General features: G+C 40.1%; 17 protein-coding genes. 5 read left to right on the top strand and 12 right to left on the bottom strand.

The annotated features are described in order from the left end of the window. Positions 1-161 precede the first annotated feature (161 nt). Positions 162-1706, bottom strand: a complete 1545-nt coding sequence (locus tag ACTB00_RS07930; protein WP_463299377.1) for an acyl-CoA dehydrogenase family protein — start codon at positions 1704-1706, stop codon at positions 162-164. Positions 1707-1842: 136 nt separating this feature from the next. Then, the gene (locus tag ACTB00_RS07925) at positions 1843-2724 is read right to left on the bottom strand and encodes an AraC family transcriptional regulator (protein WP_463299376.1); all 882 of its coding nucleotides are present in this window, start codon (positions 2722-2724) and stop codon (positions 1843-1845) included. A 126-nt stretch (positions 2725-2850) separates the two neighbouring features. Here ACTB00_RS07925 and ACTB00_RS07920 point away from each other — a divergent pair, with 126 nt between their 5' ends. Next, positions 2851-3660, top strand: coding sequence for an SDR family oxidoreductase (locus tag ACTB00_RS07920; protein ID WP_463299375.1), 810 nt, complete (start codon positions 2851-2853; stop codon positions 3658-3660). A gap of 20 nt (positions 3661-3680) precedes the next feature. Beyond that, positions 3681-4892 carry a mannonate dehydratase gene (gene uxuA / locus ACTB00_RS07915; protein WP_463299374.1) on the top strand — a complete coding sequence of 404 codons (1212 nt, stop codon included), beginning with the start codon at positions 3681-3683 and terminating at the stop codon, positions 4890-4892. A gap of 13 nt (positions 4893-4905) precedes the next feature. Here the strand turns inward: uxuA and ACTB00_RS07910 are convergent, their stop codons facing one another. Beyond that, entirely contained in the window at positions 4906-5385 is a 480-nt protein-coding gene (locus ACTB00_RS07910) for a putative molybdenum carrier protein (protein WP_463299373.1), read from the bottom strand. 84 nt (positions 5386-5469) lie between these two features. Continuing rightward, positions 5470-6474 carry an aldo/keto reductase gene (locus ACTB00_RS07905; RefSeq protein ID WP_463299372.1) on the bottom strand — a complete coding sequence of 335 codons (1005 nt, stop codon included), beginning with the start codon at positions 6472-6474 and terminating at the stop codon, positions 5470-5472. A 207-nt stretch (positions 6475-6681) separates the two neighbouring features. On the opposite strand from ACTB00_RS07905, the gene ACTB00_RS07900 reads away from it, so the two are divergent. Further along, positions 6682-7401 carry a 3-keto-disaccharide hydrolase gene (locus ACTB00_RS07900; protein WP_159517657.1) on the top strand — a complete coding sequence of 240 codons (720 nt, stop codon included), beginning with the start codon at positions 6682-6684 and terminating at the stop codon, positions 7399-7401. A 79-nt stretch (positions 7402-7480) separates the two neighbouring features. Then, positions 7481-7912 carry a DUF1801 domain-containing protein gene (locus ACTB00_RS07895; protein WP_463299371.1) on the top strand — a complete coding sequence of 144 codons (432 nt, stop codon included), beginning with the start codon at positions 7481-7483 and terminating at the stop codon, positions 7910-7912. Between the two features lie 127 nt (positions 7913-8039). On the opposite strand, the gene ACTB00_RS07890 is transcribed toward ACTB00_RS07895, so the two are convergent. From ACTB00_RS07890 to nadB, 8 genes are all read right to left on the bottom strand, one after another. After that, a complete protein-coding gene (locus tag ACTB00_RS07890; RefSeq protein ID WP_463299370.1) occupies positions 8040-10154 on the bottom strand; it encodes a peptidylprolyl isomerase in 2115 nt (704 codons plus the stop codon). A gap of 93 nt (positions 10155-10247) precedes the next feature. Next, positions 10248-11519 carry a hemolysin family protein gene (locus ACTB00_RS07885; RefSeq protein ID WP_463299369.1) on the bottom strand — a complete coding sequence of 424 codons (1272 nt, stop codon included), beginning with the start codon at positions 11517-11519 and terminating at the stop codon, positions 10248-10250. Positions 11520-11525: 6 nt separating this feature from the next. Continuing rightward, positions 11526-12107: an LPS export ABC transporter periplasmic protein LptC gene (gene lptC / locus ACTB00_RS07880; RefSeq protein WP_463299368.1), complete on the bottom strand. Its 582-nt coding sequence runs from the start codon at positions 12105-12107 to the stop codon at positions 11526-11528. After that, on the bottom strand, positions 12097-13731 hold the full coding sequence (locus ACTB00_RS07875; RefSeq protein WP_463299367.1) for a tetratricopeptide repeat protein: 1635 nt from the start codon (positions 13729-13731) through the stop codon (positions 12097-12099). Before ACTB00_RS07875 ends, lptC begins: the two co-directional genes overlap by 11 nt. 32 nt (positions 13732-13763) lie before the next feature. After that, positions 13764-15044 carry an OmpP1/FadL family transporter gene (locus ACTB00_RS07870; protein ID WP_463299366.1) on the bottom strand — a complete coding sequence of 427 codons (1281 nt, stop codon included), beginning with the start codon at positions 15042-15044 and terminating at the stop codon, positions 13764-13766. Beyond that, positions 15028-15762: a type III pantothenate kinase gene (locus ACTB00_RS07865; RefSeq protein ID WP_463299365.1), complete on the bottom strand. Its 735-nt coding sequence runs from the start codon at positions 15760-15762 to the stop codon at positions 15028-15030. The genes ACTB00_RS07870 and ACTB00_RS07865 overlap by 17 nt, the downstream gene beginning before the upstream one ends. Next, positions 15759-16604 carry a carboxylating nicotinate-nucleotide diphosphorylase gene (gene nadC, locus ACTB00_RS07860; RefSeq protein ID WP_463299364.1) on the bottom strand — a complete coding sequence of 282 codons (846 nt, stop codon included), beginning with the start codon at positions 16602-16604 and terminating at the stop codon, positions 15759-15761. Before nadC ends, ACTB00_RS07865 begins: the two co-directional genes overlap by 4 nt. After that, the gene (nadB, locus tag ACTB00_RS07855; protein ID WP_463299363.1) at positions 16601-18172 is read right to left on the bottom strand and encodes an L-aspartate oxidase; all 1572 of its coding nucleotides are present in this window, start codon (positions 18170-18172) and stop codon (positions 16601-16603) included. The genes nadC and nadB overlap by 4 nt, the downstream gene beginning before the upstream one ends. Positions 18173-18544: 372 nt before the next feature. Between nadB and ACTB00_RS07850 the strand changes: the two genes are divergently transcribed. Further along, positions 18545-19693: an efflux RND transporter periplasmic adaptor subunit gene (locus ACTB00_RS07850; protein WP_463299362.1), complete on the top strand. Its 1149-nt coding sequence runs from the start codon at positions 18545-18547 to the stop codon at positions 19691-19693. The last annotated feature ends 3 nt before the right edge of the window (positions 19694-19696 follow it).

The following is a 19696-nucleotide window of genomic DNA, read 5'->3' as shown; positions in this document are numbered from 1 at the left end:
TTTTAGTGTCGCTTTTAATTGAAACAAAATTAATAAATCATTGCTCATTTCATGGCAACTGAATGACCGCAGGTAAACTCACGGATATTCAAAAAAAAAGATACCAATCAGGAGGATTGATATCTTTCGTCTAAAAGTGAAACGTGTTATAGCTATGTTTTTCAGATTGAAAATTTAAGCCAGGAACTGTCATCCTGATAATCTTCAATAACCAAGTCAAGTGTTTTTGATTTGAATTTGCTCATGGTTTGTGTAATTTCCTGCTGAAGCATGTTTACTCCACCTTCAATCAGGTCGCTGCGAAATCCTTCGTCGGCCAATTTGTGTACCATGTCCATCGAAATAACACGACCAATAACTTGCCCCAGTTCTACCATTTTACGTTGAGGTAGTTGCAGATTCAAGTCAAAGTTGAAAAGCTCTTTCAATTGGTCGGCTGAGCGACTGGTTAATTCATATCCTTTCAGAAAATTGAACAAGTTCGTTTCTTTCAGCTTGCGCATTTGCTTTACAATTCCTTCTGAAATCTGAGCATAAAGAATATCGTTCGATCCCTCAAAAATCTGGAAAGGACGGCTGTCAACAATTCCGCGTCCTCCAAGATGACTTAGTTTGTATGCTTTTGCGCCCACCAATTGGGTAAGCGATTGAGCTGCTTCTTGCATCAGGTCGGTAATTACCGATTTAACCGCGTTTGCTTCAATGCCGATTTCTGTCAGGTCGTTTTCAACACCGGCCTTTTTTGCACTGTTTGAGCACATGGCCGAGCAAACCGTAAATGAGGCTTGTAATTTCGATAAACGCTCCTGAACCTGATCGTAGTTTAATAAGCTTTTCCCTCCAACTAATCGTTGTTTGCAATGGTCGATTGCTTCATCCATAATACGATGAATAAAACCCATGGCCATTCCCGGAAACTGCATGCGTGAACGATGCAGTAAGTCCAACATCATTTTAACCCCTGTTGAATGAGGTTGAAGGCGATGTGTTTTTGGAATTTTTACATCAATATGGTTTCGTCCGTAAGGAATCTGATACAATCCAAGGTTGTCAAAAAACTCTTCAACCTGAATGCCCTGATTGGGTTGGGTTACATCGCAAATAAAGAAGTCTATGTCGCGTTTCAGATCACCTTTTTCCGTTTTTTGTCTGGCGGTGAGTAGCCAATAGTCAGCCCATCCGGTTAATCCGGCCCAGTGTTTTTTTCCTCTCAGCTGGAAATAGTCTTCTTCTTCGGTACACGATGTTTGCATGTTCAGGGCATCGCTGCCGTAATCAGGCTCGGTAATCATCAGTCCACCCATGTTTCGCTGTTCCAAAAAGCGTTTGAAAACCGAAGCTTTAGCCTCTTCCTGTGCGTACTTTCCAACGGGCTGTAAAAACAGGGCTGAATTAATTCCAAAAGTCAGCGACAGAGCCAGCGATTCGTACGACGCTGCTTCAAGCAGTGCAATGTTTTCGCGCATGATGGCACCACGACCACCATATTCCTTCGGAATTCCGATCGACAACGGATTACATTCCATGATCTCGCGAAGCACAAAAGGAGGCAATCCCCGTTGTTGGCTGTATTTGTCAATATCACCTCGTTGGTGATAGACTTGTTTCATTTTGTCTTTAAGCTTTGCTAAAAATTGCTGGATTGGCTCCTGGGTAGTTGAATTCCTTTCCGAGGAAGTTTTTTTCATCTCAATAGTCTCATTCATTCTCATACATTTATAAAATGGGCATATTTCAACCCCATAACTGAACAAAACACCTTGAAAGATAGATTGTTCTTACGAGGGTGAATTTAGAATGGTATTTATTATGTCTTGCACGTAAGTTTGAAAGAAGATTCACTTAGCTAACTTGACTGTTTAGGTGGTATAATTTTCGGTATTGGCTGGGCGAAAATGATTTCATGCGTTTGAAACAGTGATTGAAGTTTGAAAGGTTGTTGAAGCCGCTCTCAAAGCAGATTTGAGAGATGTTTTGCTTGTTTTCAAGTAACAATTTGCAGGCGTATCCAATTCGCATTTCATTGACAAATTCAGTAACTGATTTACCGGTTTTATTTTTGAAATAGCGGCAAAATGCACTGGTGTTCATGCTTACATGTTGGGCAATCATTGTAACTTTTAAATCTTGCCTGTAATTTGAATTGATAAAATGCATCACTTTATCGAGCCGATCGCTCGACAAATCGTGCAGGTTGGCTTGGTAGGATTCGCTAGCCAGCAATCGTTGATTTTTAGTGGTAGCCAACTGATCCAGCAAATCAACAAAATGCAAGGTTCGCCTAAGACCTTTCAGACGCAGTAATTTTAAAATGTCTTTTTGCAGGCGGTTGGCGACGGAAGTTGAGAAATGAATTCCGCGCCCGGCTTTTTTCAATAAGTGACTGATTGCCTGAAATTCTTGATCATGATCAATTTGCTGTTTGAAAAAATCTTCAGGAAAATGAATAACAACAGCCTTGACTTTATACTGCGGATCATTTCGATGAAATAATTCATTATTTTTCCAAAAGTGGGGCACGTTTGAACCCAACAAAACCAGATCGCCCGCTTCAAAATTTTCCACGCTGTCACCAATAAACCGGGTTCCGAAACTTTCAATTACATACACTAGTTCATATTCAGGATGAAAATGCCATGGAAAAGTGAAATGTGGAAAATCGTCCCACTTTACTTTTAAGGAGCTTTCATTCTTAATATTCAGCTGTTCATGCATGATTTTCATTAATCCGCGATTTGATTGGGTTGCAAATATATTGTAAATTCATGCACAAATACAACTAGATAGAAGAGGTAATTCATTCTATTTTTGAGGCGACGTTTATTCATTAACAAGTTCTAAGTCTATACCATGAATAATTTTAATATTGAAGGACAAATTGCCATCGTTACCGGAGGTGGTGGTGTGTTGGGCGGGAGTATCGCTCAAAGCTTGTTGGAAGCAGGCGTAAAAGTGGCTATTCTTGGGCGAAATGAAGAACGGCTGAATAAGAAAATAGAAGCGCTGAAATCTATTGGCGAAATTGAAGCTTTCCCTTGTGATGTGTTGGATGAAGAGCGACTGAAAGAAGTTCGCGATGAGATTCTTGATAAATGGGGGGCGATTGATATCCTGATTAATGCTGCAGGCGGAAATATCCCGGGTGCCACATTAACCGAGGAGCAAACCATTTTTGATATGAAGTTGACTGACTACCGAAAGGTGACCGATGTAAATATGCATGGTACGGTAGTTCCAAGTTTGATTTTCGGAGAAGCGATGGCAAAAAACGGGAAAGGCAATATCATAAACGTTTCATCAATGGCCACTTATTCGGCTATTACACGGGTAATGGGATATTCTGTTGCTAAAACCGGAATCAATATTTTCACCCAATGGATGGCGATGGAAATGGCTCTTAAGTTTGGAGAGAAATTACGTGTGAATGCGATTGCTCCCGGTTTTTTTATTGGCGATCAGAATCGTGCGGTATTGATCAACCCGGATGGCAGCTACACCGAACGAAGCAAAAAAGTATTGGCTCGTACCCCCATGAAACGTTTTGGTGACATTAACGAATTAAACGGCATTGTTCAATTTCTATGCTCCGATGCCGCAAGTTTCATTACCGGAACAATTATCCCGGTTGATGGCGGTTTTAGTGCGTTCAGCGGTGTTTAGCTATTATAAAGGATTAAGTTATGGGGCTTGAAAAAACGTGGCGTTGGTTTGGAGATAAAGATCGGGTGAGCCTTGCTGATCTGAAGCAAATGAGTATAGAGGGGGTGGTGACCGCTTTGCATCATATCCCGAATGGGGAAGTTTGGCCGGTTGAGGCGATCCGAAAGGTGAAAGACCAAATTGAGCATTTTGGTATGCGTTGGTCAGTGGTGGAGAGTTTGCCGGTTTCTGAAGGAATAAAAACGCACAATGCTGATTATCCCCGGCTGATTGAGAATTACAAGCAATCGATTCGCAACCTTGGAGAGTGTGGCATTGATCGGGTTTGCTACAATTTTATGCCCGTGTTGGATTGGGCTCGTACCGATTTGCATTACAAATTGAAAAGTGGTGGCGAAGTTATGTTTTTCGACTTTCCAACTTTTGTGGCTTTCGATGCTTTTATCTTGAATCGGGAAGGAGCAGAAAAGGATTACCCGCCGGAGATTGTAAAAAAAGCAGCACAAAAAGCCCAGCAAATGAGCGACGAAGAAAAGGAAAAACTCGCTTACAATATTATTGTCGTTACGCAGGGCTTCATCAATGGTGCCGTTGATAGCTCGGCTCTGGATTTCAAACAGGCTTTTCTCGATCTAATTGATCACTACAAAGAGATTGATCACACCCAACTTCGGAAACATCTATCCTTGTTTTTAAGGGATGTTATTCCGGTGGCCGAAGAGGCTGGCGTGAAGCTGTGCATTCATCCGGATGACCCGCCATTCTCGGTATTGGGGCTTCCACGGATTGTGAGTACGCAAGATGATTTGGAATGGATCTGTAATCAGGTTGACTCGATTTCAAACGGACTTACGTTTTGTACGGGGTCGTTATCCGTAAATCGAAGAAATGATTTATCCGGGATTGTGAAAAAACTCGGTTCGCGCATTCATTTTACCCACCTGCGCAACAATGTATTTTTACCGGATGGCTGCTTTCACGAATCAGGACATATTGAAGGTGATGTCGATCTTTTCCCGATTATGAAAGCGCTGTTGGAAGAACAGCAATCGAGAAAAGAGAGGGGACGAGAAGATATTCGAATTCCGGTTCGCCCGGATCATGGTATCAAAATGTTGGCTGACTATGAGAACGATGCTAACCCCGGCTACCCGTTAATTGGCCGTTTAAAAGGTTTGGCCGAACTGACCGGATTGGAATTGGGCATAGAACGGATGCTTGCCGAAAAATAGAACCGGTAATTGGTTAGATCGGGCTATTGATTTTCTGAATTAGCTTGGCTGTTATCAAGTAGCTCAATTCGTAGGCTTTATCCCACATGCTAGCCCGTGGCCCAGCAATATTTAAGGTTTCGACCTGATTGATTTTAAGAAAATGAAAGAGCTGTTCCAAGGTTTCGTCAATGAGAAATGGAGAAACCTTGAAAAGGAAAATCGGTTTGTTCTTTTCTGAGGCATAATTATAAGTTAGCAAGGTGCCACCACTTAATTTCCCCTCATAAACGATCAGAGTGGCATCTGATTCATTGATGTTTTTTCTGGTGCGATCATCATAACTGGTGCTCCAAATTTCCTGGAGTGGATAGGTTAACGGGATTTCACCGTCTTCCGCCTTTCGGCCTGCAGGACACCAGCCTCCACAGGTGAAATTGGCGTTAAGACATGCATCTAATGCAGCCCGGTCAACTCCGGTTTGTCCACCACTAATTATTTTTCTGCAAATCATGCTTAAATATAAGAAAAGAACAATGAGCAGTGATGATTTTTCGATTGGTTTTATTGACCGGCAGTTTAGCTTGATGAATGATATTTATGACGATTTTTGCTTATAATATTCATAGGTTCCATTGATTGCTTTAGATCTTACACGTTCAACCAGTTGCTGGCGTTCGCTTTCCTGCAGTTTTACAAAAGATTTAGCCAAGTCAATTTTTTCCTGCATAAATTCAGCTTTTTCAGCTCCGGTAATGAGCGTACTTACAGGCAATGACCATACATAGTACAGGGCATCGCGAATGCTGATATAGTTTGGGATTAGTGGATCATCCGTTGTCCAATTCGCTTTTTCCTTTTTAGCAAAGAAACGCCCGTCAGCCAGCGTTTTCATCGCCAGGATACCAATGTTTCGCTCCAGCAATTCGGGCATCACATTCTCAGCAAAACTAAAATAGGATTGATCTAACACGTTAACAGGCATCTGCACTGTATCAAACGGATCATCATCGCGAGTTAGTTCCAACATCCGTTTGTGGGCATACGGATTTTGATGACCGGTGAACCCAATGTACTTTACTTTGCCACTTTCTTTGGCTTTTTTTACGACATCTAAAACTCCTTCAGCTAAGCGGTTTTCAACATCTTCGGGCGTGAAGATCGAATGAATTTGCCACAAGTCGAGGTGGTCGGTTTTCATTCGTCTTAACGAATCTTCCAAATGCTGCTGAGCATCTTTGGCATTTCGAGCCTGAGTTTTCGTCATCAGAAAAATATGATCCCGATACTTTGGGATCAGGTATTTTCCATAGCGTTCTTCACTAACGGCGGGGCCATACTGTTCCGCAGTATCAAAAAAACGAACCCCACCTTCAATTGCTGTTTCTATCACAGCCTGAGCATCGCGTTCACTGGTCCAGCCAATATGATATCCGCCAACGCCCAACATTGTCACATATTCATTTGTTTTGCCCAGCCGGCGTAGCGGAAGTAACTCTCCCAGCTTATCGCTTTCGTTATTTTGGGCACTGAGTACGGAAGGAACAGATAACGCAGCAGTCATGGCTGCCAGATTTTTTAGGAATTCGCGCCTGTGTGTCATATCATTTAGATTTTTATTAGTTAGACAAAGCGAAGTTCACTTTTGTTCAGTTCATTACAAAGCATGGTTGGCTGAAATGCCTGATGGGATTTTGGTGTGGTTTTTGCAATTGAACAGCCGACTAGAAAATACTTGCATTTCATCAATGAAAGTTAGAACTTTAGACGGCGATTTAAAAGTGAAATCTAACAACAACCAAGTTTGTTTATGAATCGGAAACTGATTATAATTATTTTAGTTCTCCTATACTCATTATATGCCTCTGCGCAAGATGATTTTGTTTCTCTTTTTAACGGGGAAAATCTGGATGGTTGGGTTGAAAAGAAAACCCCACGCGACCGGAATTACATTTTCTTTCGGGTGATCGACGGAACAATCATGGCTAATTCTTTGAATAATCCGGAGCACAATCCTGCTTGGTTATATTCCGAAAAGGAATATGGCGATTTTGAGTTGAAGTTTAAATTCAGGGCATTTAAAACCAGCTCCGGTAATAGCGGTTTGCAAGTACGGTCTCGATACGATGATGAAGAACATTGGATGCATGGGCCTCAAATCGATATTCACTCACCAGCTCCGTGGCAAACAGGTATGGTTTGGGATGAAACAAAAGGCTATGAGCGATGGGTATATCCAAATCTTCCACGAAAGGCAAGTGTAAACGAGTCCATGCAAAAGAAGAATGTGATTTTTTATTATGCTGAAGAAACCAACCAATGGAATGTTATGCGTGTGCGGTGTGAGGGAGCTTCGATTGAAGCCTGGTTAAATGGCATAAAAGTGACGAATTACAATGGGATCGGAATTCTAAATGATGTGAAGCATAAAAGCTTAAATGTGGGAATGCGTGGTCATATCGCAATCGAGATTCGTGAGAAAGATGCGTTGATCCTCCAGTTTAAAGAGATTTATATCAGGGAATTCTAATTTTTACTGAATTTCATTATTATGTGTTGAAGATGATGATCGTTCAGCCAATCAACACCAACAAACAATGAAGCGGGGGATGATGACAGCCTTGGCAGGAGTGATTAATCGCAATTCTTTCCACAAGATAAATTTGGATGGCATGGTTCAGTATCTTGACAACTACTATTTGAATAAAGAAGAACCCAATAAAGGTTGTCTGCTCGCTTTGCGGCGCATTATTCTTGAACAGGACACCGAGGTGACCGAAACACGGAAGTATGGCATGCCTTGCTTCTGCTATAAGAAAAAGATGTTCTGCTATTTATGGACGGATAAAAAAACAGATGAGCCGTATATTCTTTTTGTTGAAGGAAAATATCTCGATCATCCTGAATTAGAACAAGGAAATCGTTCCCGCATGAAGATACTCAGAATTAATCCGAGTGTTGATCTCCCGATTCAGACAATTGAATTGCTATTGGATGAAGCATTGGGTTTATATCGAAATGGAACGATAAAAGTTAAATAGCGTACGAGAAGAGATCACATTATTTGTAAGACTCTAACTAGGGTTTAGCCACAATCATTTTTTCAAAATGGGACATAAAAAAAGCAGGCCTTTTGAGCCTGCTTTTATATTTTGTGAGAATCTTCTACTAATAGAATTTTGCTCTCTTGTCTTCAATTTCAACAGCATTTTTTTGTGCTTCGTAAGCTTGATAAGCTGCACGATAGCTCAATGCTTGATTCAGACGCTGTTGTTCTGCTTGAACGTTTTCATCTGAACCTTCTGTTTTCGAAATAACTTTTACCAGATAAACTCCACTATTTCCAACAACTGGACTTGATGTTTCATCCTGGCTTAAGCTAGTCATTGTTCCAATCACTGCCGGCTCCAGTCCGATTGATGGAATAGATGTTGAGTTAAAGGTGATGCCATTAGCATCTTTCACTTCAGTATTTAATGCTGAAGCAGCTGCTTCAAAGTCTTTTCCATCGACGGCTTCAGCCATTTTTTGAGCAATTGCTTGCCCTTTGTTTTGCTTTTTAACAGCCAATTCAATACGAGGTTTCACTTCTTCAAAAGAAGCTATTCCTTCTTCGGTTGCACTTGCAACAGCTGCAATCACAAAGTTATCTCCTAGTTCAAAAATTGCAGAACCTTCAGTGTTGTGAAGGATGTCTTCAACATCAGCGTCGTACGCCGCGCGGATTAGTGAGCGAGATTGCTCCAATCCTCTTACCTCACGGTCATTTTCGCCAAATGTTGCAATTTTCTTTGTTAACTTCTCGTTTGCAATGGCTTCGTTAAATGAATCATAATCCTGATTTTCGGCAACAAACTTACTTGCCTTAGCATACTCGGTTTGGTATGTTTGCGTACTTGGTTCAACATTACGGATTAAGGTCGCCAAACGAACCTGCTTAACTTCTTTGCCTTTTTTTGTTGGTTGAATCAGGTGAACACCAAATTGCGATGTAGTAGTGTAGAGTTCGTTTACCTCTCCGTTGAATGCTGCTTCCTCGAAAGGTTTTACCATTTGGCCTTTTTTGAACCACCCCAGATCTCCTCCTTTACGAGCAGACCCGGCATCTTCTGAGTATTCTTCGGCGATTTTTGCAAAGCTGGCTCCGTCTTCAATTTCGCTTTTTAAGCTGTCAGCTAAAGCCATCGCGGCTTCATAACTTCCTACAGTTTCCGGCTTGATCAAAATATGGCGGGCTTCTACTGAATCGGGCAAGTCTTTAAAATCGTCAATTTTAACTAATTTGTATGTATTACCTTCCTTGTAAGGCCCGTAAATATCACCTTCTTCTCCGTTGAATGCAAATTCAGCAAGGTTCACAGGAAGTTCACTTTCTTTTTGGTAGATATTTTCAAAACGAACGTCTGAATTGACATTTACATATTGCGCATTGTCAGCTACATTTGCAAACTCTGGTTTTACATCTTCCATCCACTTCAAGGTGTTGGCATCATCTGCTTCAGAAGCTTTAACATTAAATGTTACATATTCAATGGTACGACTTTCCTCTTGTTTGTAGTCGTCTTGGTGCTTGTTGTAATAATCTCTCAACTCACTTTCAGTTACAGAAACCGCGCTATCAGGCAAGTAGCTGAATGGCAAACGGATGTATTGCGCATTTACGCTTTGATTCTTAGCTTCCAGACTATTTTTAGCTTCAACAGTTGTTGTGTTCAGTCCTTTCGCAACCAGGTTGTTGTATTTGGTTTGAATCCGTTCTTCTTTAATCTGATCTTCAATATAAAGCCAATAAGCTCTCTGCTGAGCAGTAGCATTGGTCTCCAATGATTTTAGGAATTGAAGGACTGCCGTTTTATCAACCTGCCCTGTTTGTGGGTTGCGGAATAATTGCTGAATGATTGGATGAAGGTTAGCTCCCTGAACCATGTCGAAAAGCTCATCAGACGTTACGGTTAACCCGAGGTCCTCATAAACTTCACTCATAACAATCTCGCGAACTAAATTTTGCCAAGCCTGCTCGCGCACTTGTACCCACGTTTCGTCGTCGAGCTGTGTAGCCCCAGTGTTCATCTTGTAGATTTCCGCCATTTCTTCAATGCGTTTTTGGAAATCAGGGTACTGAACAGATTCTCCATTAATATCGGCAACTTCTAATTGTTGAGGCCTTAATAATGAACTACCTGAGCGAAGCATATCGCCTAAAATGAAGGCAACTAGTGCTAGACCAATAATGATCGCAACCAGTAAGCCGGCACGATTTCTTATTCTCTGTAATGTAGCCATTGACTAATAATTATTGAATTATGATTTACTTAAAATTTTCGAGCTACGAAGATAGTAATTTTGAGAATTAAACCTTAGGATTCATTTTTTATTTTAGGTGTTGTCCAATATCTTAAGGTTCACCAGCTCGATCTTCGTGTTTGAGGCTTTTAGAATTTTAAAGCGGTAGTTGTCTATATCAATGATCGTATTGATTTTAGGAATACTTTCGTGGTGGAATAGTATAAATCCGGCAAGTGTTTCAAAGTTTTCTTTAACCGGAAATTTCAGGTTGTATTTCTCATTCAGGTCGTCCAGTTCAATGCGTGCCGAAAGAACAAATTCATGATCGCTAATTTGTCGTTCTACAAAATCAATGGTATCATGTTCATCTTCAATTTCTCCAAAAATTTCTTCTAAAATATCTTCGCTGGTCACCATTCCGGCAGTGCCGCCAAATTCATCAACAACGATAGCAATGCTTCGGTGTTGCTGAATAAATTTACTCAACAATTTACTTGCGGGCATGGTTTCAGGAACGATTAGTACCTTTTTCAAATTGGACCGAATAGATCCGGGATTCGCGAAAATTGTAGAGTGATGGATATAGCCAATAATATTGTCAATATTATCCTGATAGAAAAGGATTCTGGAATAGCCTGTTTCAATGAATTTCTGGATAAGCTCTTCCATATCTGAGTTGACATCGATAATCTCAATCTCAGTTCGCGGAACCATGACCTCTCGAAGTTTCACTTTTGAAAAGTCAAGGGCGTTTCTGAAAAGCTTCACTTCGTTTTCAAGTTCTTGTTCACGCATTTGCTGATCTTCATCTGTTTCGTTCACGAAATAATGCAGATCAATTCGGTTAAATACCTTTTTCTTGGTATCCTTTCCATAGGAGGATTTAAATATTGTTGTGAGCAGAACACGGGAAATACCGATGGTTAATTTAGATAGTGGATAAAATAAGAAGTAGAAAATAAGTAGTGGAAACGAAAAGAAACGTAGAAATGTGTTCGGATTTATTCGGAATAAGGTTTTTGGCAAAAACTCAGCAGTAAAAAGGATGATTAGCGTTGAGGTAATTGTTTGTAAAAGCAAGACAAAAGTGACGTTGGGAATGAAATTGAAAAACAGGGGCTCTAGAAGTTGAGCAAATGCAATACCATAAATGACAAGCGCAATATTGTTGCCGATTAGCATGGTAGCAATATACTGCCCCGGATTTTTTGTGAAAAGTGATAGAATACGTCCGCTAATAAAGTTTTGCTGTTTGTCCAGTTCCAATCTTAATTTATTGGCTGACACAAAAGCGATTTCCATCCCGGAGAAAAAAGCAGAAAATAAAATGGTAGTAAGAATAATGACAATTAGGATTTCCATATTCAACTATTCTTCGACTTCAATATATAGCGGTCCTTTAGGATTTTTTATTTTCCAGTTTGCCAGGTTCTGATCTGATTCAAAACCGATACCGGTAATTACCTGATCTTTACGAATAATTTTTACAAATTGTTCGGAATAAATTTTTTCTTTCTCTTCTTCCCAAATTAATTGTTCTGTTTTTAAGGTGTCGCCCTGAGGGTTTACAGCAACCACATTGTTTTCGGCTTCCCATCTTTTTTCTTTCTCGAAATAACGGGCATAGTTGGAGGTAATACTAGCTGTTTGCTCCATTTGTTCGTTATATTTTTCAATTTTCACACCTTCCGGAAATTCGATGAATGGGTCGTCAACTTTATCAAAATTGATCAATTTAGGAGTAATTAGTTTAAACCGAATGATTGTTGAATCAGAGTGGATCATCTCGTAGTCTTCAGCTTCGGCGCTATATAACCTTTCTCCCGACGATACTTCGTTGATTTTCTCGATCTTATTGGCACAAGAAAAGAAAAGCACTGCAATTCCCAGAGAGAGAATCGCAATGCTTATGCTTGAATATTTTGATTTTATTTTTTTACTATTTGACACGAGCTTTGGTCGTTTCATTTATCCAGCTACCGATAGTGTAACTTTGACCTTCTTCAAATCCTTGAAAGAACATCGTTTCTTTGTCAGGGAAATAACGTTTATAGATTGCAATTTTTTCATTTGCACTTGCAAATACGTCAGGATCCACACGTTTTGCTTTTTGGTAATAATCTACCGCCAACCAATACAATGATGCATGTTCAAAATCACTTTCTCCATAATGCTTGGCGTATTGAGCATAGATATCACCCAATAAAATGTATGCACGACCTGAGTTCGGATTATTTTGAATAGCCTTACGAGCAAGTCCTCTTGCTTTTTGGAAATCATTCTCTTTTGCGAAGATGAACAAGCCCAATTCGTAATAATACTTGGCCAATAACTCTTTATCTGTTTCCGATTCGATTGCATTTTGGTAATATTCCTTCGCACGGTCAAACTGATCACGTTTTACAAACAGACGAGCCATGTTAAAGGCTGCTTCGGCAGAAGGTTCCAGATCGTACAGTTTTTCAGAAGCTGTTGCAAAAAGCTCACTTTCTGTACAGTCTCTACGATCTAGAATCCTGAGCATTTTCTTCAAATCATCCACATTCTGAACGATTTCGTCATACTGTGGTTCATAGAGCGATATTAACGCTTCACAATCAGCAGCACCACTGGTTTGGAAAAGTCGATCAACCAAATCTTTTGCAGTTAAATATTTTTCACTCTCTGGTTCTGCTTTGAGGTAATTATTTATAATATCAGAAGCTGTTTGATAGTTCGCAGCAACTTGATCCTTTGGAAGCTCCCCCATGATGAACAGTCGTTTCGTCGCTTGCATAAACACAACTAAAACAGCTACCTCTGATTCTTTCTGTTGTAAATTGATTGACTCTTCCAAATAACCGTAACCTGTCTTGAGGATCGATTTTAATTGATCGTCATCCAGATTTTCATTGGCTAATTTGAATTTTAACAAGTCTGTTCCCTGACGCCCACGGACATAACCTTTTTGATTGAAGTATTTAATACGACGGTCATAAATTGAAATTAAAGAATCGATGTATGCATTTTTTTGATCCCAATCTTCCGTGTTGTTGATCAGGTACTCATACATGTTTGATCCATGGATATATAAGTTCAGAGTTGATTTTGGATACTTTTTGTAAACTATTCTCCATGGCTTCATAGCCGATTTATAATCATCTTGTTTGTAAAATTGATCATACATCGAAAGATTATTCATGAAATCGCGATCTTTAGCTTTAACTAATTCCTGACTCGTCCGAAGATCTACATCTCCCTCCTCGTCAGCAGTGGCTCCTCCTGTTGGGATTTCACCATCAAAACTAAAGTCGATTTTATTACTACTGTTTCCTTCAATATCAAATTTGCGTGAATCGTCAATAAAAGTAAATCTCAGGTATTTCGATTTTTCATCTGCTTCGATTTCATATTTCCCATCAAAGCTGGTCATGAATGTATCGTTTGATTTATGGGCTTCAACTGTTACCCCTGCGGCTGGCTCTCCATCTCGATAGACGGTGCCTTTAATTACTCGCTGTGCAATGGATGAAAATCCAGTTATAGCAACAATTGCTATTGTTAGCAAGAATGTTTTAGAAAATAAAGGTTTCATGATCAATTTTATTTTTAAGTTACACTTTTTTGTTAATCGAATTTTCGTTGAATAAACCACCGATCAAACAAGTTCAAATATAAACTTATTTTGGTATAGTTTTCACGAATTAAGTTATCCTCAATTGTTCCTCTACGTCCAAATTCCAATGCTAAATTGATTGTTGACTTTGAACGATTAACAGGAAGACCTACACCAAAACTCATGCCATATTCGTTAAGTTGTTGGTTGTTAATTTTTAAGTAGGACTTATCAAAGTGTATACCTGCACGGTATCGGATGCGTTTTATATAACTGCGGATCGAAGTTGCTTCCGGAATATATTCGGCTCCAAAACTTACTTTAGTTTGGTCAGTCAATTCGGCAACCGGGCTTCCAAAAAATTTGGCTTCACTCCACTTTGAATGATGGAAATCTGCGTTAACTTCAAGTTTGTTTAATATGGTATAAGACACTCCAAGTCCAATACTGGTAGGCAATTGAATTTTCCCGGGCTCATCTACGATTGTGCTCACAGAGTCTGCTAATGTACTTCCGCCGAAAGATAAAATCTTTTCTTGGTTCAGACTATGGAATGCGGTGAATTTTGATTTTTTATCCAAGGTGGCTCCAATTGTTAAAAAATTGTCATTTTTCAACTTCAGGTCATATTGAATACCAAGTAAATACGCAAAATCACGAAGTCTGGTTTGTTCGATCTCGTTAAAACCGTATTGTTGGGTATCATCAATAAAATAAATCGAATTATTTTGATTTAAGGTACCAAACAGATAGTAAACGTTAGCTCCAACTGACAATGATTCTGTAAGGTTAAACCCTGCCCCCAAATAGGCTTTCGAAATTGTACCTGTTCCAAAGTAACTATATCCTATCCGACCAATATCCGGATCATCTACCTCAGTATATATCTCATAGCCTTTGTCTGCGTATGGAGAAATTCCCATTGTTGCCGCTGACCATCGGGTAATTGGAAAACTGAAAGAGAAATACCTGAAGTTGGCATCGTTGGTTGTAAAACTGTTCGATGCAGACTTGTATTCAGATAATCGACCATCAGCTCCAAATTCGAATATAAATGACAAACTGTCGATTGCAGCGTAGGATGCGGGGTTTGAAGAGTTGATTTGTACCTGATGCCTACTTCCGAGCGATGCACCACCCATTCCTGCAAAACGTCCTTGGGAGTAACCGTGAAGGTCTCCCAAACCGAAACGAGAAAATGGCGATGATGTGTTGTTATTTTGTGCGAATGAAGTTAGTCCCATTAGAACGAACAATCCGCAAGTGAAAATTCCGCTAAGTCTTTTTAACATTGTGTTCCAGAATTCTGTTTAAACCGATGAGGGTTAAATTAAAGTGTACAAAGATGGTTTTTTTAAATTTCTTATCAAAGAGAATCGCATCTCCGCCAGTGATAATGATTTGTAATTTTTCGTAAATAGTGTTAAAGTGTTCGATGTATTTTTCGACTTCAAAAAGCAAGCCCATTTGTACTCCAGATTGAATGGCTGATTCAGTGTCTGTTCCTATCAATGGGGTTTTCTCGTTTTCCGTTAATAGGGGTAGTTTCCCGGTAAATTGGTGAAGTGCTTTAAAGCGGGTTGTCAAGCCCGGAGAAATGTTACCTCCAAGATATTCGTGTTTAGAGCTGATGAACTCGTAAGTAATCGCTGTACCGGCGTCGATTACCAGCACATTTTGGTTTGGGCAAAGTACCGTTGCGCCAACTGCTGCAGCCAACCGGTCTTTGCCAAGTGATTCAGGAGTTTTGTAGCGATTGGTTATTGGGACAGGCGTATCAGCATCCAGCTCAATATAGGTGTCAAAAGATTGCCGTAGAAAATGTCTCAATTCTGCCGAATAATCGCGAACTGATGAGACGATTACATTTTTTAGATCAGCATGTTTCTTAAGTAAATCCTGAATATGCTCCGGATGCAATTCGTCCACAACGATATGATGTAAGATCTCACTATTCTTGAACACAGCGAGTTTGATCCGACTATTTCCTATATCAATAACCAGATTCATTCTTCCAACCGCTGGCTAATATCCATTGCTTGTACCGAGTGCGTCAATGCGCCAATCGAAATGAAATCAACACCAGTAGCAGCCACACCTTTAAGTCGCTCAATGGTCATATTTCCTGAAGCTTCAACTTTTGCTCTTCCGTCGATTAGTTCCACTGCTTTACTCATGGTTTCGTTGTCCATATTGTCCAACATGATAATGTCGGCACCTGCATTGAGTGCCTCCACGACTTGTTCCATCGTGGTTGTTTCAACCTCAATTTTAATATCAGCAGGAACTTTGACCCGGATTTGTTCTACTGCCGGTGTTATTCCTCCCGCTACTTCAATGTGGTTATCTTTAATCATGACCATATCGAACAGTCCGATGCGATGGTTTGTTGCGCCACCGGTTTTTACTGCATATTTGTCGAGCATGCGAAAGCCTGGCAATGTTTTACGGGTATCCAATATCACTGTATTGTAGTCTTTAACCGCATCAGCATAGTTGGCTGACATGGTTGCAATTCCTGATAAACGTTGAAAGAAGTTCAGCGCCGTACGTTCGGCAGTGAGCAGTGCGCGGTACGAAGCTTCGAAACGAACCAAAACGGTGCCGTTTGTAACACTTGCTCCTTCTTCAACTTGAGGTTCCCAAACCAGCGACTCATCCAACTTTCGGAAAACCATTTCAGCAATTGGTAAGCCGGCAATTACTCCATCGGCTTTGGCAATCATATAGGCTTTACGGCGGGTTTCTGCCGGAATTAGATTATCGGTTGTGATGTCTCCTGTTGCAACATCTTCGTCTATCGCCAGATTGATTAGTGTGTTGGCGGCTTCAAGTTCATTTGCGTTCATCATTTTTGTATCGGAATAAAAAAAGGTTCTTGATATTTTTGCTGAATAATATGTAATCTGAAGTCTGGTGATTCCTTTTGGAAATCTTCACGAATATGACCTCCCCGGCTTTCTTCCCGCAAGAGTGCCGATTGTGTAATTAGCAAACAAATCTCAACGATTTGTCTCGTTTTTAGTTGATTATAATCTGTCAGCTGCTCAGGAATTCGGGTGTTAATTTCGTGTAACTTATCAATGGTTTCCTGAAGAAATCGACCTTCTCTAACAATCCCAACATTCTGGGACATCAAATCAGCGATTTCGTTTTTAATGTTCAGGAACGCTTGTTCATTTTCTTGTTTGTTGGTTAGTGCTTCGTAATTTTCAGCCTTTGTCGGTTTGGGCTTTTGCAATGAAGCTTTTTCGGCAGCACGCTTGCCAAAAACTAAGCATTCTAAAAGGGAGTTGCTGGCTAGCCGATTGGCTCCCATAACGCCTGTAGAGGCGACTTCGCCACAGGCAAAAAGGCTGGGGATGCTCGTTTCTCCATCCAGATCGGTTTTTATGCCCCCAACCATATAATGAGCTGCCGGAGCAATCGGGAGCAAGTCTTTGGTCATATCGTAGCCATATTCCTGCAACTTTCTGTAAATGTTTGAGAATCGTTTTTTTATTTTCTCTGCATCCAGATGTTTCATGGATAGGTAGATGTGCTTGCTTTTGTGTTTTTGCATTTGCCGATAGATTGAAAATGCAACAATATCGCGTGGAGCAAGCTCTGCCAATGGGTGAACTTCTTTCATGAAACGCTCTCCGACGGTGTTGAGCAGCCAGGCTCCTTCTCCACGTACCGCTTCGCTAATTAGAAAAGCGTCTTTGTCTTTCACAAAGAGTGCTGAAGGATGAAACTGGATAAACTCCATATCGGCTAATTGCGCACCGGCTTCATATGCCAATGCAACACCATCGCCTGTTGCGGTATGCGGATTGGTTGTTCGGCTGAAAATACGCGATAAACCTCCGGTAGCCAGAATACTGGCATGGCCTTTGAAAATTACATTCTCGCCCGAGACAAAATCAATTGCTTGCGCTCCTGTGCAACGACCTTCTTCAATAATTAATCGGGTGACCGCCGTATATTCAAATGAAGTAATAGTTTCCTGATTACGAACTTTCTCAAGCATAAAGCCGGTCAGCTCTTTTCCGGTAGCATCTCCGCCGGCATGCAATATTCTTCGCTTGCTGTGTCCTCCCTCAAGACCTAAAATATATTCTCCATCTTTTCGGTCGAATTTCATTCCCATGTCAATCAATTCTAACACTCGGTCGCGACCTTCGTTTACCAGAATCTTAACAGCCTCTTTCTCGCATAGCCCTCGCCCCGCAACAATTGTGTCGTGATAATGTAACTTCGGAGAGTCGTCTTCGTTTATTGCTCCCGCAATTCCTCCTTGTGCATAGTACGAATTACTGGTGTCCAACTGTGATTTTGTAATAATGGCAACAGTACCATGTTTCGACGCATGATAGGCAGCTGATAGCCCTGCCAAACCGCTACCAATTACAATGGTGTCAAAATTTATAACTTGCATTTACGTTGACTTCAAATCAAATAAGAGATGCAAAGGTATATAAAACTGATTTACCAGTAGCTTATAACGTTTAGTTTTTGTTCTGAATTCGACTCCATGGAAGAGTTAAATTTATGAAAAGTTGGATTAAGAAAAATTTACAAATAAATTTGAAATTCTTGTAATTATATTTCGATCTTGCGAACTTTTAATCTTGAAAAATCTCCAATGCGTAAAAATGACAGGAGTCAATAAATTAGGAATTTGTTTTTCAATCGGTTAAACTTTTTATCTCAAATGACATCTAAAAAAATCAATTCAGATGTTTGTATTATCTCAATAAAGCTAACATGGTGTTGAACCCTTGTATGTTACAATCCAAATAAATCGAACATGAACTGGAGAAAAATTACGTTTGTAGTTGTAGGTCTTATTTTTTTGCTGGGCGGATCTGCAGTGTTGTCAAAATTATTTATTTCAATGAAACCGGAACCGGTTCAAAAACCCGAAACTGAAGTGAAGCGCTATGTATCTGCTGAGCAAGTCGACTATTCAGAGGTCATTTCATCGGTTGAAGCTCAGGGACGAGTTGTGTCGGGAAACGAAGTTCTATTGGTTGCCGAAGCTCCTGGTAAAATTGAACCTGGCGATGTGAGATTAAAAAAGGGAACCACGTTTAAAAAGGGACAACATCTTGCAACAATATATAAAGATGAGGTTGAATTAGCATTGAAAAGTAAAAAGAGCCTATTTCTGAATAGCTTAACCAATATCCTACCCGATATTAAAATTGATTTTCCAGATCACTATCAGAGTTATTTGAATTTCTTCAATGCAATTGATTTAAACGGGACACTTCCGGATTTGCCCGATTACAACGATGAAAAATTGAAAGTTTTTTTAGCAAGTCAGGGTATTCTTAATAGCTATTACAGCATCCTTCAAGATGAAAAGAAGCTGGAACGCCATTCAATGTATGCTCCATTTGATGGTACTTTTACCAAGGTCAATTCTGAAGTTGGCGCTTATGTGAATACGGGAGGACAAATTGCGAATATGATTCGAACAGATTTGTTGGAGTTGGAAGTTCCTATTGAAAATGAATTTTCGCGTTGGATTAAAATTGGAGATCAAGTCACGGTTAATAAGGGAAGTCTTGAGTTGACAGGGAAAGTAGTGCGAAAAGCAGCCTTTGTTGATGAGAGCACGCAGTCGCGCAGTATTTTTGTTAAGGTGGACTCGAAATACAATGATGCATTATTATCAGGCGAATATCTATCGGTCGTTTTTCCGGGATTACCAATCAAGCAGGCTATGGAAATCCCCAGGAGTGCTGTTTTTAATACCAATGATGTGTTTGTAGTTGACGAGGGTTTTTTGAAAAAGAAGCAGATTCATATTATAAAAGTAAATACTTCAACATTGATTTTTGATGGGCTGGAGGAAGGCGAATACGTTGTGACGGAATCATTGATTAACGTGAAGGAAAAAACACCGGTTGAAATATTGGAAGCGAATACAATTGGAAATACTGAAAGTTAAGAA

Source organism: Sunxiuqinia sp. (assembly GCF_055140945.1).
The sequence above is the reverse complement of the archived record's forward strand: the minus strand, read 5'-3'. Positions and strand labels throughout refer to the sequence as shown.

What these genes read in the sequence shown, in the direction of transcription:
- ACTB00_RS07930 (WP_463299377.1), bottom strand. Translation starts at nt 1,706, where the DNA reads ATGAATGAGACTATTGAGATGAAAAAAACTTCCTCGGAAAGGAATTCA.
- ACTB00_RS07925 (WP_463299376.1), bottom strand. Translation starts at nt 2,724, where the DNA reads ATGAAAATCATGCATGAACAGCTGAATATTAAGAATGAAAGCTCCTTA.
- ACTB00_RS07920 (WP_463299375.1), top strand. Translation starts at nt 2,851, where the DNA reads ATGAATAATTTTAATATTGAAGGACAAATTGCCATCGTTACCGGAGGT.
- uxuA (WP_463299374.1), top strand. Translation starts at nt 3,681, where the DNA reads ATGGGGCTTGAAAAAACGTGGCGTTGGTTTGGAGATAAAGATCGGGTG.
- ACTB00_RS07910 (WP_463299373.1), bottom strand. Translation starts at nt 5,385, where the DNA reads ATGATTTGCAGAAAAATAATTAGTGGTGGACAAACCGGAGTTGACCGG.
- ACTB00_RS07905 (WP_463299372.1), bottom strand. Translation starts at nt 6,474, where the DNA reads ATGACACACAGGCGCGAATTCCTAAAAAATCTGGCAGCCATGACTGCT.
- ACTB00_RS07900 (WP_159517657.1), top strand. Translation starts at nt 6,682, where the DNA reads ATGAATCGGAAACTGATTATAATTATTTTAGTTCTCCTATACTCATTA.
- ACTB00_RS07895 (WP_463299371.1), top strand. Translation starts at nt 7,481, where the DNA reads ATGATGACAGCCTTGGCAGGAGTGATTAATCGCAATTCTTTCCACAAG.
- ACTB00_RS07890 (WP_463299370.1), bottom strand. Translation starts at nt 10,154, where the DNA reads ATGGCTACATTACAGAGAATAAGAAATCGTGCCGGCTTACTGGTTGCG.
- ACTB00_RS07885 (WP_463299369.1), bottom strand. Translation starts at nt 11,519, where the DNA reads ATGGAAATCCTAATTGTCATTATTCTTACTACCATTTTATTTTCTGCT.
- ACTB00_RS07875 (WP_463299367.1), bottom strand. Translation starts at nt 13,731, where the DNA reads ATGAAACCTTTATTTTCTAAAACATTCTTGCTAACAATAGCAATTGTT.
- ACTB00_RS07870 (WP_463299366.1), bottom strand. Translation starts at nt 15,044, where the DNA reads ATGTTAAAAAGACTTAGCGGAATTTTCACTTGCGGATTGTTCGTTCTA.
- ACTB00_RS07865 (WP_463299365.1), bottom strand. Translation starts at nt 15,762, where the DNA reads ATGAATCTGGTTATTGATATAGGAAATAGTCGGATCAAACTCGCTGTG.
- nadC (WP_463299364.1), bottom strand. Translation starts at nt 16,604, where the DNA reads ATGATGAACGCAAATGAACTTGAAGCCGCCAACACACTAATCAATCTG.
- nadB (WP_463299363.1), bottom strand. Translation starts at nt 18,172, where the DNA reads ATGCAAGTTATAAATTTTGACACCATTGTAATTGGTAGCGGTTTGGCA.
- ACTB00_RS07850 (WP_463299362.1), top strand. Translation starts at nt 18,545, where the DNA reads ATGAACTGGAGAAAAATTACGTTTGTAGTTGTAGGTCTTATTTTTTTG.